General features: G+C 72.9%; 13 protein-coding genes. 2 read left to right on the forward strand and 11 right to left on the reverse strand.

All coding sequences use genetic code 11. The features are described 5' to 3' along the window. Positions 1-145: 145 nt before the first annotated feature. The 4 genes from BN12_RS07005 to BN12_RS07020 form a co-directional block, all read right to left on the reverse strand. Positions 146-742 (reverse strand): hypothetical protein, encoded by a 597-nt coding sequence (locus BN12_RS07005; protein ID WP_048551210.1) that lies wholly within the window; start codon positions 740-742, stop codon positions 146-148. Between the two features lie 86 nt (positions 743-828). Continuing rightward, positions 829-1,764 (reverse strand): hypothetical protein, encoded by a 936-nt coding sequence (locus BN12_RS07010; RefSeq protein WP_048551212.1) that lies wholly within the window; start codon positions 1,762-1,764, stop codon positions 829-831. A gap of 7 nt (positions 1,765-1,771) precedes the next feature. Further along, positions 1,772-2,362: a MauE/DoxX family redox-associated membrane protein gene (locus tag BN12_RS07015; protein WP_157635389.1), complete on the reverse strand. Its 591-nt coding sequence runs from the start codon at positions 2,360-2,362 to the stop codon at positions 1,772-1,774. A gap of 9 nt (positions 2,363-2,371) precedes the next feature. Beyond that, complete coding sequence (locus tag BN12_RS07020; RefSeq protein ID WP_048556079.1) at positions 2,372-3,430, reverse strand: LLM class F420-dependent oxidoreductase; 1,059 nt, start codon at positions 3,428-3,430, stop codon at positions 2,372-2,374. 101 nt (positions 3,431-3,531) lie between these two features. On the opposite strand from BN12_RS07020, the gene BN12_RS07025 reads away from it, so the two are divergent. Together BN12_RS07025 and BN12_RS07030 are read left to right on the forward strand one after the other, a co-directional pair. Further along, positions 3,532-4,707, forward strand: coding sequence for a nucleotide sugar dehydrogenase (locus tag BN12_RS07025; protein WP_048551215.1), 1,176 nt, complete (start codon positions 3,532-3,534; stop codon positions 4,705-4,707). Between the two features lie 179 nt (positions 4,708-4,886). Then, on the forward strand, positions 4,887-5,330 hold the full coding sequence (locus BN12_RS07030) for a CoA-binding protein (RefSeq protein WP_048551217.1): 444 nt from the start codon (positions 4,887-4,889) through the stop codon (positions 5,328-5,330). A gap of 454 nt (positions 5,331-5,784) precedes the next feature. Here BN12_RS07030 and purE read toward each other — a convergent pair whose 3' ends face one another. The 7 genes from purE to BN12_RS07065 all read right to left on the reverse strand — a co-directional run bounded on the left by purE (position 5,785) and on the right by BN12_RS07065 (position 15,459). Further along, positions 5,785-6,276 (reverse strand): 5-(carboxyamino)imidazole ribonucleotide mutase, encoded by a 492-nt coding sequence (gene purE / locus BN12_RS07035; RefSeq protein ID WP_048551219.1) that lies wholly within the window; start codon positions 6,274-6,276, stop codon positions 5,785-5,787. A gap of 257 nt (positions 6,277-6,533) precedes the next feature. Next, entirely contained in the window at positions 6,534-7,730 is a 1,197-nt protein-coding gene (locus BN12_RS07040; RefSeq protein ID WP_048551223.1) for a 5-(carboxyamino)imidazole ribonucleotide synthase, read from the reverse strand. Positions 7,731-7,752: 22 nt separating this feature from the next. Beyond that, positions 7,753-9,087, reverse strand: coding sequence for a guanine deaminase (locus BN12_RS07045; RefSeq protein ID WP_048551226.1), 1,335 nt, complete (start codon positions 9,085-9,087; stop codon positions 7,753-7,755). Then, on the reverse strand, positions 9,084-9,905 hold the full coding sequence (xdhC, locus tag BN12_RS07050) for a xanthine dehydrogenase accessory protein XdhC (RefSeq protein WP_157635390.1): 822 nt from the start codon (positions 9,903-9,905) through the stop codon (positions 9,084-9,086). The genes BN12_RS07045 and xdhC overlap by 4 nt, the downstream gene beginning before the upstream one ends. A 16-nt stretch (positions 9,906-9,921) precedes the next feature. Further along, a complete protein-coding gene (gene xdhB / locus BN12_RS07055; protein ID WP_048551231.1) occupies positions 9,922-12,378 on the reverse strand; it encodes a xanthine dehydrogenase molybdopterin binding subunit in 2,457 nt (818 codons plus the stop codon). Further along, positions 12,375-13,835 carry a xanthine dehydrogenase small subunit gene (locus BN12_RS07060; protein WP_048551233.1) on the reverse strand — a complete coding sequence of 487 codons (1,461 nt, stop codon included), beginning with the start codon at positions 13,833-13,835 and terminating at the stop codon, positions 12,375-12,377. Before BN12_RS07060 ends, xdhB begins: the two co-directional genes overlap by 4 nt. Positions 13,836-14,082: 247 nt before the next feature. After that, positions 14,083-15,459: an 8-oxoguanine deaminase gene (locus BN12_RS07065; RefSeq protein WP_048551234.1), complete on the reverse strand. Its 1,377-nt coding sequence runs from the start codon at positions 15,457-15,459 to the stop codon at positions 14,083-14,085.

The following is a 15,459-nucleotide window of genomic DNA, read 5'->3' on the forward strand; positions in this document are numbered from 1 at the left end:
ACACCCGACGAGCCTCGTGCTCGCCGTGCTCCAGCCGCGCGTCCTCCGCCGGCGCCAACGGCGTATTGGGTGTCCGTCGGCCCGACCGGTGGCGCCCAGGGCGTCGGCGAGGATCTCCCGACGAGCTCGGGGGCGAGCTGCGAGCTCAGGCGAGGGCGAGCCAGGCAACGACGACCGCTGCGAGCCCGAGGGCGACCTTCGCGGCGACGTCGGCGCGCGGCGCCCACCGCTCGACGCCGTCGAAGAGGCGATGCAGGTCCGCCGGCGCGACGACCCGGACCGTCAGCAGGAGCGGGAGCGCCCGGGCCAGCCCGAAGGCACCTCCGACGAGCGCGCCGACCCCCGGACGGCCGGTCCAGGCGGCGAGGAGGACGACGGCATACGTCGTCGAGCTCGTGACGATCGTGACGAGCCCGACGCCGAGCTGCGCACCGTAGCCGACCCCGGTGACCCATCCGCGGTAGCGCCCGATCCACTCGACGTCGACCTGGCGCGGCCAGGTGGGCAGACGCAGGCCGCCGATGCGCAGGTCGAGGGCCAGCCCGAGGACGAGGAGCACGGCGAGGAGGAGGAGACCCGTCGTCGAGCCTCGCCACCCCGTCGGCGCGAGACCGCCGAGCAGCCCGGCGATCGCACCGACGGCGAGCCCGCCGAGGAGGGAGGAGAGGATGTATGCCGTGGCCGTCAGCCACCAGCGGGACGCGCGTGCCCGCTCACCGAGCGGGCTGATGCTCGAGAGCATCGACTCACCTCAAGGGGACCACGTGGCGCGCACCGCGGCGACGACCGCCATCGGGAGCCCGACGACGAGGCCCACGCCCGCGGGGTTCATGCCCCGCCCTGGGCGCCGTCCCGATCCGCCGGCTCGCCGCGCGATCCGGAACCGGCCGGGCCGCCGCGTGAGCCGGAACCGGCGGGTTCGCCCGATCCGGTCGGGTCGCCCCATCCGCCCAGGTCGCCCGAGCCGGCCGAGCCCGCCGAATGCGGGTCACGGCCCGGCGCCTGCGGGTAGAGGCTGGGATGCCCGGGCGTGATGCCGGCGGCGCGCAGTTCGGCGTCCATCCGGCTCGGCTCGTCGCGCTCGCCCCGGTCGAGGACGCCCGCCGCGCCGGTGCCGTCGTCGACGCCGCGACGCACGAGGCCCGCGTCCTCGACGGCCTGGCCGAGCAGGTCGCGGACCTGCGGCCACGTCGAGGCCGAGCCCTCCCCGACGATCCTCCCCGCCTCGACGAGGACGAAGTACGGCGAGCCGGGGACGTCGTAGTCGGCCCACGCCTCGTCGGAGCGGACGAGGTCGAGAGCCGGCGGCGCAAGGCGGCGCAGCGCCGAAGGGCTCTCCTCCGCATCCCCCTTGACGACCGCGACGAGTCCGGCCCCGCCGGGCACGGCGACCGGGTCGGCGAAGGCGTCCCAGAACGTCGCGCAGACCGAGCACCCGCTCGTGAGGAACGCGAGGAGGGTGCGTGACCCCGCCTCGGTCACCCGAACCGCCCGGGCTGCGCCGTCGAGGGTCCGGCCGACGACGTCGGGGGCCGTCGCCGAGGCGGACGGGGGCCGCTCGGCCCGGACCACCCCCGGCTCGATGTCGACGTGGACCGGCCCGGTGCCCTGGCCGCTCGAGGCGCCGGCCTCCCGCTCCAGCTCGAGGCCGGCGCCGAGCTCGTGGAGTGCCTTGAGGATGAGCGCATGACTGCGCAGCAGGCCGAGGACCAGGACGCCGAGCAGGACGATGGCGACGCCCTCGGCGACGACCGCAGTCAGCATGGACCACTCACCTCCGCCCCGTGCTGCGGACGGCGGCCGGCGTCACCGTCGGAAGGACCGCCATCACCTGCCATGCGAGGAAGCCGACGAGCCCGGCGAGCAGGAGGACCGCGACGACGGTCCCGACGGGCGCGCCCGTCCACGGAGCACCGAGCGACAGGCCCGTCGACGACGGCGTGACGGGCGGCCGGACGGCGATCGCGAGCGCCACGAGCGCGGCACCCGCGGTCGACGCGGCGTGAGCGATGGTCGGAGGCGTGTCCGCCCGGCCGAAGCAACCGCACGAGGCGAGGACGCCGCCACGGCGCAGCGCGACGACGACGAAGGCGGTGAACACGGTATACGAGATGGCCAGGAGGAGGGCCGTGGGCCGGGACGGACGGACGACGGCGGCGACCCCCACGACGACCTCGACGGCGGCGACCATGCGGACGAGGCGGCGGCCCGACGGCCAGCCCGCCGAGCGGAGGGCCCGGACGAGCGGCATCGGGTCACGCAGCTTGGGGACCCCGGCGAGGACGAGGAGTCCCGCCGCGGCGAGGTAGGGACCGGCCAGCGCGGTCCACACCCATCCCGAGGCGCTCCAGGAGTCCTTCATCGGCCTCCCTCAGCGGCGCCCGAGGTGCCAGAGGTGACCGTGCTCGCGCCGGTCGACGAGCTCGGGGATGACCTCGCGCTCGAAGAGGGCGATCCCGGTCGTGTCGTAGGCGGCCTCGGGGAAGTAGCAGATGGCATACGTCATGCCGAGCTTCTCCAGCTCGCGGAGCTTCTCGACGATCATCTCCGGGGTGCCGACGAGCGGACCCCGGCGGGCCTCGGCGACCTGGCGGTCGACGACCTTCTCGGGGACGCCGGCGCCGTGGAGGCGGTCGGCGAGCTGACCGATGCGCTCCTCGACACCCCTCTCGGTGCTCCCCACGAAGACGTTGTAGTCGGCCGTCCGGACGATCTGGGAGACGTCGCGCCCGATGTCGTCGCAGTGGCGCCGCAGGATCGCCGACTTGGCCGCGAAGACCTCGGGGGTGCCGTCGAAGTTCGTGTAGTCGGCGTACTCGGCCGCGATCCGCAGCGTCTTGCGTTCCCCGCCGCCGGCGATCCACATCGGTATGCCGTTCGCCCGGGACCCGGGGTACGACGTGCCCTGCAGCGGGCGGGGCCAGCAGCGGGCGCCGTCGACCTTGTAGTGCTCGCCGGCATACGTCGCCTCACCGGTGGTCCACATCTGCCGGAAGATCTCGACGCCCTCCCGGAGGCGCGCGAGCCGCTCCCCCGCCGAGGGGAAGCCGTAGCCGTACGCGCGCCACTCGTGCTCGTACCACCCGGCGCCGATGCCCATCTCAACGCGTCCCTCGGAGATGACGTCGACGGTCGCGGCGACCTTGGCGAGGAGGGCGGGGTTGCGGTAGCTCATGCACGAGCACATCTGTCCCAGCCGCACCCGGCCGGTCACCGCGGCGAGCGCGGCCATGAGCGTCCACGCCTCGTGCGTCGCGTCCTCGCTCGGGACGGGCACGGTGTGGAAGTGGTCATAGACCCAGATGGAGGTCCAGTCCTCGTTGGCGTCGACCCGGCGGGCCAGGCCCGCCATGACGCCCCAGTGCATCTCCGGCTCGATGCCGACGAGGTCCATCCGCCAGCCCTGGGGCACGAACAGTCCGAACTTCACTCCGGTGTCTCCCTCGACGAGGTCGTATGCCACGCCCGGCCGGGCGGCGCTCTCCGCGAGCAACCCTAACCCGGCGAGCGGCCCCCGGTACGGTGTCACCCGTGTCCCGCACCACCGTCGCCGTCGTCGGCACCTCCTACGTCGGCCTGTCCATCGCCGTCCTCCTCGCCGAGCGCAACGACGTCGTCGCCTACGACATCGACGCCGACCGGATCGCGTTGCTCCGGCAGGGCCGCAGCCCCATCGCGGACCCGGACATCGAGGAGCGGCTCGGAAGCCACGACCTGTCGCTGCGGTTCACCCTCGACCGGACCGAGGCGTATGCCGGCGCCGACTTCGTCGTCATCGCGACGCCGACCGACTACGACCCCCGGACGAACTACTTCGACACGAGCACCGTCGAGCAGGTCATCGGCGACATCGTCTCCATCAACCCCGACGCCGTCATGGTCGTCAAGTCGACCGTCCCGGTGGGCTTCACCCGGGACATCCGCGGACGGCTCGGGACGGGCAACGTCATGTTCTCCCCGGAGTTCCTCCGCGAGGGCCGCGCGCTCCACGACAACCTCCACCCGTCGCGGATCGTCGTCGGCGAGGTGAGCGATCGCGGCCGGCGGTTCGCGAACCTCCTCGCCGAGGCCGCGCTCGACGAGGATGTGCCGGTGCTGCTCACCGGCTCGACGGAGGCGGAGGCCATCAAGCTGTTCGCCAACACCTACCTCGCGATGCGGGTCGCGTACTTCAACGAGCTCGACACCTTCGCCTCGCTCCACGGGCTCGACACGCGCCAGATCATCGACGGTGTCGGACTCGACCCGCGGATCGGGCCGCACTACAACAACCCGTCGTTCGGGTACGGCGGCTACTGCCTGCCCAAGGACACCAAGCAGCTCCTCGCCAACTACGAGAACGTGCCGCAGACCCTCATCGAGGCGATCGTCACGTCGAACACCTCACGCAAGGACTTCGTCGCCTTCGACATCCTCGCGCGCCGGCCCAAGGTCGTCGGCATCCACCGCCTCATCATGAAGTCCGGCTCGGACAACTTCCGGTCCAGCAGCGTCCAGGGGATCATGAAACGGCTCAAGGCCAAGGGCGTCGAGGTCATCGTGTACGAGCCCGAGCTCGCCGAGGCGACGTTCTTCGGGTCGGAGGTCGTGCGGGACCTCGACGCCCTCAAGGCGCGAGCGGACCTCATCGTCGCCAACCGGCGGTCGCCCGAGCTCGCCGACGTCGAGGACAAGGTCTACACGCGGGACCTGTTCGGCGCGGACTGAGCTGTCCCCCGATCGCCGCGCTCCCATCCCGTCTCTCGCCCCACTCCTCCCATCCCGCCCCGCCCGATCCCGTCCCGTAGCGCTCGGGACCGACTCTGGAACCGACCGTCGGAACACGACCTGGGGGACACGCCTCCCCCACGGCGGCGCTTCCTGGTCGCCGGGTCCATGATGGCCTCATGGGCGTGAAGTTCCAGAACGACCGGAATCTCATCCGCGACCTCCTCTTCGACCCCGGCACCTGGATCGTCGTCGGCCTCTCGCGGAACACCGAGCGGGCGGCCTACGGCGTCGCGCGGTGGCTGAAGTACGAGCAGCGCAAGGGGATCATCCCCGTCCACCCGAGAGCCGAGGAGGTGTTCGGGTCGCCCGCTTACGCGACGATCTCCGACATCCCCGACCAGGACATCAAGGTCGTCGACTGCTTCGTCTCCTCCGACAAGGTCGGGAAGGTCGTCGACGAGGCGATCGCCAACAAGGACCGCCTCCAGATCGACGCCGTCTGGATGCAGCTCGGGGTCGTCGACCATGTCGCCGCCGACCGGGCCCGGCGCGCGGGGCTCGGCGTCGTCATGGACACCTGCCCCAAGATCGAGTTCCCGCGGGTCGCCCCCGCCGAGTAGGTTCCCTCGACCCCGTCAGCCCCCGCGGAGACCCGCCACCTCGCCTGATGAACCCTCGCAGGTCTCGCCACCTCGCCTGATCAACCCTCGCAAGTCTCGCCACCTCGCCTGATCGACCCTCGCAAGTCTTGCCACCTCGCCTGATCGACCCTCGCAAGTCTCGCCACCTCGCCTGATCAAGCCTCCCCCGGGGGCTCGCCGCCTCGCCTGGTCTCGGCGAGCCGCCCCGGAGAAGTCGCTTTATCGGGTGACCCGATAATCCGCGCGCCAGCTTTATCGGGTGACCCGATAAAGCTGCTCCGGGGTGAACGCAAGGGTTCCGGGGTGACCCCGAAAGACGGAGCTTCACCCGGCATTCGTTGTCGGGTGAAGCTCAGTCTTCTGGGGTCACCCGATAAAGCGAGTCGGGGGACGAAGCGAGTCAGGGGGGCGGAGGACCGTCAGGAGCAGGGTGTCAGTCGCCGCTGGCCAGGCGCTCCTGCAAGGCCCGGCCCTTGGCCTGCGCCTGCGCGCTGAGGTCGGCCTGGAAGGCGACCATCGCCGCTCGGACCCGCTCGGCCTCCGGCCCGGCGCCCGAGCCGATGATCCGCGCGGCGAGGAGGCCGGCGTTCCGGGCGCCGCCGATCGAGACCGTCGCGACCGGCACGCCGGCGGGCATCTGGACGATCGACAGGAGCGAGTCCATCCCGTCGAGGTAGGCCAGCGGCACCGGGACGCCGATGACCGGCAGCGGCGTGACGGAGGCGATCATTCCCGGCAGGTGCGCCGCGCCGCCGGCGCCGGCAATGACGACGCACAGCCCGCGGTCGGCGGCCGACCGGCCCCAGGCGATCATCTCCGTCGGCATCCGGTGGGCGGAGACGACCTCCGCGGAGTAGGCGATGCCGAGCTCGTCGAGGGCTGTCGCCGCCGCCTCCATGACGGGCCAGTCGCTGTCGCTGCCCATGACGATGCCGACGACGGGGCCCGGCGCGACGACAGGAGAGCTGGCCGGAGCATCGACAGGAGAGCCAGCTAGCGCGTCGACGACAGAGCCGCCCGGCGCCTCGACAGGAGAGCCAGCCGGAGCATCGACAGGAAAGCCAGCCGGAGCATCGACTTGAGAGCCAGCCGGAGCATCGACAGGAGAGCCAGCCGACGCGTCGACAGGAGAGCCAGCCGACGCGTCGATGGGAGAGCCGGCGGCCGGCATACCGGAGCCGCTCATTCGGTGATCACGCCTCGGAGGTAGTCGGCGGCATGGCCCGCCCGGTCGCGCAGGTCGTCGAGATCCTCACCGGTGACGTTGACGTGGCCGATCTTGCGTCCGGGTCGCACCCCCTTGCCGTAGAGGTGCAGCTTGAGCTCGGGGTCGCGCGCCATGACGTGACGGTATGCCGGGTAGAGGTCGGGGAAGTCGCCGCCGAGGACGTTCGCCATCACCGTCCACCCCGCACGTGGGCGAGGGGAGCCGAGGGGCAGGTCGAGCACGGCCCGCAGATGCTGCTCGAACTGGCCGGTCACGGCGCCGTCCATGCTCCAGTGCCCGCTGTTGTGGGGGCGCATCGCGAGCTCGTTGACGACGAACCCCTCCCCGTCGCGGGTCTGGAACATCTCGACGGCGAGGATGCCGGTCACCCCCAGCTCGCCGGCGATCGTCAGGGCCGCGGCACTGGCGCGGGCGGCGAGGTCGGGGTCGAGGTCCGGAGCCGGCGCGAGGACCTCGGTGCAGATGCCGTCGGTCTGGACCGTCTCGACGACGGGGTACACCGCGGTCTGCCCCGACGGGCTGCGCGCGAGGAGGACGGCGACCTCCCGGAGGAAGTCGACCTTCTCCTCCAGGAGGATCCCGCGCGACAGCGGCCCGTCGCCCCCGGCCTGCTCCGTGGCGACGGCGAGCCACTCCGCCACGTCGTCGACGGAGTCCGCGACGAGCACCCCCTTGCCGTCGTAGCCTCCCCGGGGCGTCTTGGCGACGACGGGCCAGCCGACCTCATCGGCGAAGGCGGCGACCTCGTCGGCGGTCGCGGCGACGGTCCATCGCGGGCACGGCACGCCGAGCGCGGTGAGGCGCTCCCGCATGGCGACCTTGTCCTGGGCGAAGACGAGCGCCTCCGGCGTCGGATGCATCGGTATGCCGGCCGCGGCGAGCGCCGAGAGGACCGGCGCCGGCACGTGCTCGTGGTCGAAGGTCACGACGTCGCACGCCTTCGCGAAGGTGAGGACGGCGTCGACGTCACGGTGGTCGCCGACGGGGGCCGACGGGATGACCTGGGCGGCCGCCGCGTCGGGCGACTCGGCGAGGTTGCTCAGCGCGATGGCGAGCTCGGCCGCCGGGCCGGCACACATGCGGGCCAGCTGGCCTCCTCCGACGATTCCGACGACGGGGAACCCGCCCGGGGCTCTGCGCGGTTCGGTCACGCCGGGAGTCTAACGAGCGCGGTCAGGACCGTCGTATGCCGACGGGCTCCCTGCCGGTGCGCGACGGGCCACCGCGGGCCGTGATCGGCTCGCCACCGACCCAGACGCCCCCGACGTCCGACGTCGTGCCGAGCGCGAAGACCTTGGACAGGGCGTCCTCGGCGCAGCGGGCGTTCGCGAGCCCGACGGCGAGAGGGTCGCCGGCCTCCGGCGTCACCCACACGGCATCGAGCTGCTTGCCGACCGACAGGTCCCCGATCTCCTCGGCCAGCCCGAGCGCCCGCGCGCCCGCACCCGTGGCGAGCCACAGCAGATGGGTCGAGGTGAGCGGCATCCCCTGCTCGCCGAGGAGGCGTTGGAGGAAGTAGGCCTGCAGCCCCTCCTTGAGCATCGAGAACCCCGTCCCCGCACCGACATCGGAGCCGAGGGCGACGTGCACGCCGGACTCGACGTGCCGCCGCAGCGGGAAGAGGCCCGACCCGAGCGCGGCGTTGCTCGTCGGGCAGTGGGCCACGGCGGAGCCCCGGGCCGCGAGGGTCGCGAGCTCGGCGTCGGTGGGGTGGACGTTGTGGGCGAGCAGGCTCCGCACCGTGAGCAGACCGAAGCGGTCGTAGCTGTCGACGTAGGACGCCCCGTCGAAGAGCGCGCCCACCTCGGCGATCTCGCGGAGGTTCTCGTTGACGTGTGAGGTGAACCAGGCGCCGTCGAGCGCGGCGAGGGACGCCGCGCACGCCTCGAGGATGCCCTCGCTCGCCGAGAGGGAGAACCGGGGCGTCACGGCATACCGGAGCCGGCCCTTCCCGTGCCAGCGGGCAGCGAGCCCGGCGGTCTCCTCGTAGGCGCGCTCGGGCGTCGTGAGGAGCGGGTCGGGGAGGATCCGGTCGGAGGTGACGAGCCCTGCCGTGATCCGCAGGCCCCACCGGTCCGCCGCCTCGAACATCGCGTCGACGGCGCCGGCGAAGTGCGACCCGAACACGAGGGCGGTCGTCGTCCCGGCGTCGACGAGACCGGTCATGAAGTCCCGGGCGACCTCTCGCGCGTAGTCGACGTCGCGGAGCCGGACCTCCTCGGGGAGCGCGCACTCGTCGAGCCAGTCGAGCAGCGGCATACCGAGCCCGCCGATGACCCGGACCTGGGGGAAATGGACGTGCGTGTCGACGAGTCCGGGAAGGAGAACCCCGTCGCGCAGGTCGACGACCTCCTCCTCGGGATGGTCGGCGCGCACGCTCGCGAAGGGTCCCCGCTCGCCGATGACGCCGGCCTGCTCGACGAGGATCCCGCAGTCGTCCTCGGCCCGCAGGACGCCGCCGGCGAAGGGGTCGTCGGGCGTGTCGAGGACGGTCGCCCGGATGATCATGTCGGCACCCGCGCGGACGCCCGCTCGGCCTCGAAGACGCGCAGCAGGTCGGCCGCGACGCTCACGGCGATGGTGGCCGGCTCCTTGCCGACGAGGTCCGGCAGCCCGATGGGCGTGCGGATCCGCGCGAGCTCGGACTCGGTATGCCCTTCTGCGGCAAGGAGCTTCCGGAACCGTGCCCACTTGGCGGAGGACCCGATGAGCCCGACCGAGCCGAGGTGCCGGCAGCGCAGGGCGGCGTCGCACAGGGCGGCGTCCTCCGCATGGTCGTGGGTCATGATGAGCACATGCGTCCCGCGAGGGACCTCGCCGAGGACCAGCTCCGGGACGGGCGCGTGGTGGACCCGGACCCGCGCGACGGCGTCGTCGAGCACCGCGAGCCGGTCGCGGCCGAGCTGGTCCGCGCGGGAGTCGACGAGGTGGAGCTCGACCTCGTGGCGAGCGAGGACGCGCGCCAGCTCGATCCCCACGTGCCCGATGCCGAAGACGGCGACGGACGGCACGACCGGGAGCGGCTCGAGCAGGAGGGTGACCTCTCCGCCGCAGCACTGCCGGCCGTGCTCCGTCGCAGCCCGGTCGCTGAGCCGGAGGGTCAGCTCCTCGGGGATGCCATGCCCCTCGGCGAGCATCTCGCGGGCGCGGGCGACGGCGGTCGCCTCGAGGTTCCCGCCACCGACGCTCGCCCACGTCGCGTCGGCCGCGACGACCATCTTCGCGCCGGCCGCCCGGGGCGAGTGCCCACGGACGTCGACGAGGGTGACGAGCACCCCGGGGCGCCGCTCGGTGCGCAGCCTCTCGATCGCGGCCAGCCAGTCCATGTCAGCCACCGGGCCGTCAGCGACCGGACCGCACGCCGGCGGCGGCCTGCTCGGACCGCGGGTGGAGCCGGTGGGCGTCCGCCGCGAGCTGGTCCGGCTCGATGCCCGGGGCGCCCTCGACGGCGGGTGTCATGTGCGGGGGCTCGCCGTGGCCGCGCGCCTCCTCGACCGCCCAGAACACCGCCTCGGGCGTCGCCGGCGAGGCGAGGTCGACGCTCGTCCCCGGGGGGCCGAACGCCGCGGCTGCCTGGCGCAGCGCCTCGCGGACCGAGAAGGCGAGCATGAGCGGAGGCTCCCCGACCGCCTTGGAGCCGTAGACGGCGCCCTCCTCGTGGGCCCGCTCGAGGAGGCTGACGGTGAACTCCCGCGGCATCTCCGACAGGCTCGGCAGCTTGTAGGTGCTCGCGGCCTGGGTGGCGAGCCGGCCACGCGACGGCCCGTCGGACTCGTCCCACCGCAGGTCCTCGAGGGTGAGCCATCCCGCGCCCTGGACGTAGCCGCCCTCGATCTGGCCGAGGTCGACGAGGGGCGAGAGGCTGTCGCCGACGTCGTGGACGATGTCGACCCGCCGCGTCCGGTAGGCACCGGTGAAGCCGTCGACCTCGACCTCGGTGGCCGCGGCGCCGTAGGCGAAGTACTTGAACGGCTCGCCGTGGAAGCTCGTCGAGTCCCAGTGCAGGCCCTCCGTCCGGTAGTAGCCCGCGGCGAAGAGCTGGACCCGTTGGAAGTAGGCCTGGTTCACCAGGTCGGCCCACGCCACCGTCTCGGACCGGCCGAGCCCGCGCACCACGCCGTCCCCGAAGCGCACGTCGGCCGGCGGAACGCCGAGCTGTCCCGCCGCGACGACGGCGAGCCGCTCGCGGATCTGCTCGCAGGCGTTCTTCACGGCGCCGCCGTTGAGGTCGGCGCCCGAGCTCGCGGCCGTCGCCGAGGTGTTGGGCACCTTGTCGGTGCGGGTCGGCGCCAGCCGGACGGTCGACAGCGGGACGCCGAGCGTCGTCGCCGCGACCTGGAGCATCTTCGTGTGGAGCCCCTGCCCCATCTCCGTGCCACCGTGGTTGACGAGGACCGAGCCGTCCTTGTACACGTGGACGAGGGCACCCGCCTGGTTGAAGGCGGTGAGGTTGAAGGAGATCCCGAACTTCACCGGGGTGACGGCGAGGGCCCGCTTGGTATGCGGGTGGGCCGCGTTGAACGCCGCGATCTCGCGTCGGCGGTTCGTGACGTCCCCGCGCTCGATGACCTCGTCCCACGTGGCGACCAGTCGCTCCGGGTGCCGGACCGGCTGGCCGTAGGGGGTGGCCTGACCTGCCACGTAGAAGTTCCGGCGGCGCAGATCGATCGGGTCGAGGCCGAGGAACGGCGCACAGCGGCCGAGGATGTCCTCGATGACGAGCATCCCCTGGGGTCCGCCGAAGCCCCGGAAGGCCGTCTGGGACGTCTTGTTCGTCCGGGCGATCCGGCCGTTGACCCTGATGTCGGGGATCCAGTAGGCGTTGTCGATGTGGCACAGCGCCCGGGCCAGCACCGGCTCGGACAGGTCGAGGCTCCAGCCGCCGTCGGAGGTCAGCGTCGCGTCGAGCGCCTCGAGGCGGCCGTCGTCGGAGAACCCGACCCGCCACTGGGCGTGGAACCCGTGCCGCTTCCCCGACATCGTGATGTCCTGGGTCCGGTTGAGGCGCAGACGGACCGGGCGGCCGGTGAGGGTGGCCCCGAGAGCCGCGATCGCGGCATACCCGTGCGGCTGCATCTCCTTGCCCCCGAACCCTCCGCCCATCCGGAGGCACTGGACGGTGACCGCGTGGCTCGGCAGGCCGAGGACGTGGGCGACGATGTCCTGGGTCTCCGACGGGTGCTGGGTGCTGCACTGGACGAAGATCTGGCCGGCCTCGTCGACGTGGGCGAGCGAGCAGTGCGTCTCGAGGTAGAAGTGCTCCTGGCCGGCGAACTCGAACGTCCCGCTGAAGACGTGTGCGGCCCGGGCGATCCCGGCCTCTACGTCTCCCCGGACCATCGTCGGCTGGCCCCCCTGGAAGCTGCCGGCGACGATGGCCTCGCTCACCGTGACGAGTGCGGGGAGCGGCTCGTAGTCGACCTCGACGGCGGCGGCCCCGAGCCGGGCCGCCTCGAGGGTCTCGCCGAGCACCCAGCAGACGGAGTGGCCGAAGAACATGACCTCGGACGGGAAGAGCGGCTCGTCGTGCTTGATCCCGGCGTCGTTGACGCCCGGAACATCGGCGGCGGTGAGGACGCGGACGACGCCGGGAACCTCGAGCGCCGGGGTCGGGTCGAGCCGCGTCACCCGCGCATGCGCATGCGGGGCCTGGACGGGATGGGCGTGGAGGACACCGTGCGTCCGACAGGTGAGGTCGTCGGTGTAGAGGGCAAGCCCGGTCACGTGGAGTGAAGCGGACTCGTGCGGGATCTCCTGCCCCACAACGGCATTCGCGGGTCGTTCGGACAGGCTGCTCATGCTCCCACCTCCTGCGGGGTCGCGGTCTCGGCGTGCAGCCGGAGCAGGGCGGTGCCGAGTGTCGCGCTCCGGTATGCGGCGCTCGCCCGGTGGTCGTCCATCGGCGTGCCCTCCCCACGCATGACCTCCCCCGCGGCGCGCGCGGTCTCGGCCGTCCAGGGCCGGCCCTCCAGCGCGGCCTCGGTGGCATACGCCCGGATCGGCGTCGCCGCGACCCCGCCGAGCCCGATCCGCGCCGTGGCGACGATGCCGTCGCGGACGTCGAGGGCGAACGCCGCGGCCACACTCGAGATGTCGTCGAAGCGACGCTTGGCGATCTTGTGGAACGCCGTGGTCCCGCTGAGCGGCAACGGGATCCGCACGGCGCGGATGAGCTCGCCGGCGCGCCGGACGCTCTGCCGGTATCCGGTGAAGTAGTCCACGAGCGGCACCTCACGCTCTCCCCCGACCGAGGCGAGGACGACGGACGCCTCGAGCGCGAGGAGGACGGGAGGGGTGTCGCCGATCGGCGAGCCGGTGCCGAGGTTGCCGCCGATCGTCGCCGCGTTGCGGATGAGCCGGGAGGCGAACTGCGGGAAGAGCTCGTCCAGCAAGGGGATACGACCATGGAGAAGTCGCTCCACCTCCGAGAGGCTGAGCGCCGCGCCGATCTCGATCCGGTCGTCGGCCACCTCGAAGGTTCGCAGCTCCGGGAGCCGGTCGATGCCGACGGCGTATGCCGCCCGCGCTCCGCGAAGGTTGACCTCGACTCCCCAGTCGGTCGACCCCGCGACGAGGCGGGCGTCGGGATGCTCGGCGAGGAAAGCGAGGGCCTCGGGCAGGTCGGCCGGCCGCGCATACGTCCCCGTGGGACCGACGAGCCGGGTCGCCGGCGCCGCGGGAGGCGGGCCGCTCCGGCGGGCGGCGAGGACGTCGTCCGCGGGAGGCGTGCCGAGCGCGAAGGCCGCGTCACGGATCGGCCGGTAGCCCGTGCAGCGGCACAGGTTGCCCGACAGCGCGTGGAGGTCGAAGCCGTTGGGGCCGTGCTCGTCGTCGACCTCGACCGGGGTGCCGTTGGTCGCGGCCGGGGCGCAGCGGTCGGCGCGGTAGTACTCGGCCGCCATGCTGCAGACGAAACCCGGAGTGCAGTAGCCGCACTGGGAGCCGCCGCGGGTCGCCATCTCCCGTTGGACCGGGTGCATGGCGTCCGGCGTCCCGAGACCCTCGGCCGTGACGATCTCCTGGCCGTCGAGGGCGGCGATCGGCGTGAGGCACGCGTTGATGGCCGTCCACCGGGTGCCGCCGCCCTCGTCGGGCCGGGCGACGAGGACCGAGCACGCGCCGCACTCGCCCTCCGCGCAGCCCTCCTTGGCGCCGGTCAGACCGCGCATCCGGAGCCAGTCGAGTGCCGTCGTGCTCGGGTCGGTCCCCCCGAGGGGACACTGCTGTCCGTTCACCGTCGTCAGCTGCGTCGTCATCGTGCGCTCCCAACGCCTCTTCGGCCATCATGCTCCCCGCGACGCGTCGTCGCGTCGAGGGCACGGTTGGGTCGCTGCGTTGCGGAGGCCGGCTGGTTATCCGTGCGGAACAGCCGGCGCTCGTCCGTGGGTCCACGCCCTCGGGTCCGTCCGATGCTACGGCACCTCGGGGCGGAGATCAATGGTTTTGGAAAACGAATTCCGTATCGTGGACTCTGTCGATCGTGGGTCATGGGGTCGACCGACCTCAGGCGACGAGCCCGGCCCGCCGCAGCAGGGTCGTGCTCGCGGCGACCGCCCCGCGCGTCAGGTCGTCCTCGTCCACCGCGCTGAGGCGGTCGCGCTCGACGACCGGCCTCCCGCCGACGAGGAGCAGCTCGAGCGGTGGGGGTGAGCCGATGACGAGCCCGGCGACGGGGTCGGCGAGGTCGGCGTGGGCCAGGCCGTCGACCCGCCAGAGCGCGAGGTCGGCGGCCTTGCCGACCTCGATCGAACCGATCCGGTCGTCCCAGCCGAGGACGCGTGCGCCCCCGATCGTCGCCAGCTCGAGGGCGTCGCGGACGCCGAGGGCCTGCGGTCCGCCGACGGCGCGCGCGAGCAGCAGCGCGTGCCGCGCCTCCTCCAGGAGGGCGGACGCCTCGTTGGATGCGGCGCCGTCGACGCCGAGCCCGACGGGGACGTGGGCCGCCAGCAGGTCCCTCGTCCGGGCGATGCCTGCCCCGAGTCGCGCGTTCGACGACGGGCAGTGCGCGACACCGGTGCCCGATGCCGAGAGGCGGCCGATCGCGTCGTCGGAGAGGTGGACGCCATGGGCCAGCCACACGTCGTCGCCGAGCCAGCCGAGCGACCCGACGTAGTCCACGGGGGTCGATCCGAAGCGCTCCCGGCAGAACTCCTCCTCGTCCCGCGTCTCGGCGAGGTGGGTGTGCAGCCGCACGCCGCGGTCGCGGGCGAGGGCCGCGCTCTCGCGCAGCAGGTCGGCGGTGACCGAGAAGGGCGAGCAGGGCGCGACGCCGATCCGCACCGTCGCCTCGGGCGAGGGGTCGTGGTACCGGTCGATGGCGTCGGCGGTCGCCGCGAGGATCGCGTCGACGGTCTCGACGACCGCGTCCGGCGGCAGTCCGCCGTCCCGCCGGCCGAGGTCCATGGACCCGCGCGTCGGGAGGAACCGCATACCCACCTCCCCCGCCGCCCGGATCTCGGCGGCGGCGAGGAGGTCGCCGCCGTCGGAGGGGAAGACGTAGTGGTGGTCCATCGACGTCGTGCACCCGGACAGCGCGAGCCGGCCGAGCCCCGCCGCGGCCGCCGCGTGGCCGATGTCCTCGTCGAGCCCCGCCCACACCGGATAGAGCGTCGTGAGCCACTCGAAGAGCGTCGCGTCGACGGCGAGACCTCGGGTCACCCATTGGTACAGGTGGTGATGGGCGTTGACGAGCCCGGGGGTGAGGACACAGCCGCGTCCGTCGACGATGCGGGCGTCGGTCGGTCGCGGCGCCGGTCCGCTCCCGACGGCGGCGATCCGACCGCCCTCGACGACGACGTGGCCCACCGCATGCTCGACACGGTGCGGGTCCATCGTGACGACGGCGCAGCCCTCGACGGCGAAGGCGGTCGGATGCGCCAT

It is taken from the genome of Nostocoides japonicum T1-X7, from assembly GCF_001046855.1.
GTDB classification, from domain to species: Bacteria; Actinomycetota; Actinomycetes; order Actinomycetales; family Dermatophilaceae; genus Nostocoides; species Nostocoides japonicum.

Bases quoted from the DNA above. Each gene is read 5' to 3' on its own strand.
- xdhC (WP_157635390.1), bottom strand. From the start codon at position 9,905: ATGGACTGGCTGGCCGCGATCGAGAGGCTGCGCACCGAGCGGCGCCCC.
- BN12_RS07005 (WP_048551210.1), bottom strand. From the start codon at position 742: ATGCTCTCGAGCATCAGCCCGCTCGGTGAGCGGGCACGCGCGTCCCGC.
- purE (WP_048551219.1), bottom strand. From the start codon at position 6,276: ATGGGCAGCGACAGCGACTGGCCCGTCATGGAGGCGGCGGCGACAGCC.
- BN12_RS07010 (WP_048551212.1), bottom strand. From the start codon at position 1,764: ATGCTGACTGCGGTCGTCGCCGAGGGCGTCGCCATCGTCCTGCTCGGC.
- BN12_RS07065 (WP_048551234.1), bottom strand. From the start codon at position 15,459: ATGGCGCATCCGACCGCCTTCGCCGTCGAGGGCTGCGCCGTCGTCACG.
- BN12_RS07045 (WP_048551226.1), bottom strand. From the start codon at position 9,087: ATGATCATCCGGGCGACCGTCCTCGACACGCCCGACGACCCCTTCGCC.
- xdhB (WP_048551231.1), bottom strand. From the start codon at position 12,378: ATGAGCAGCCTGTCCGAACGACCCGCGAATGCCGTTGTGGGGCAGGAG.
- BN12_RS07060 (WP_048551233.1), bottom strand. From the start codon at position 13,835: ATGACGACGCAGCTGACGACGGTGAACGGACAGCAGTGTCCCCTCGGG.
- BN12_RS07030 (WP_048551217.1), top strand. From the start codon at position 4,887: ATGGGCGTGAAGTTCCAGAACGACCGGAATCTCATCCGCGACCTCCTC.
- BN12_RS07015 (WP_157635389.1), bottom strand. From the start codon at position 2,362: ATGAAGGACTCCTGGAGCGCCTCGGGATGGGTGTGGACCGCGCTGGCC.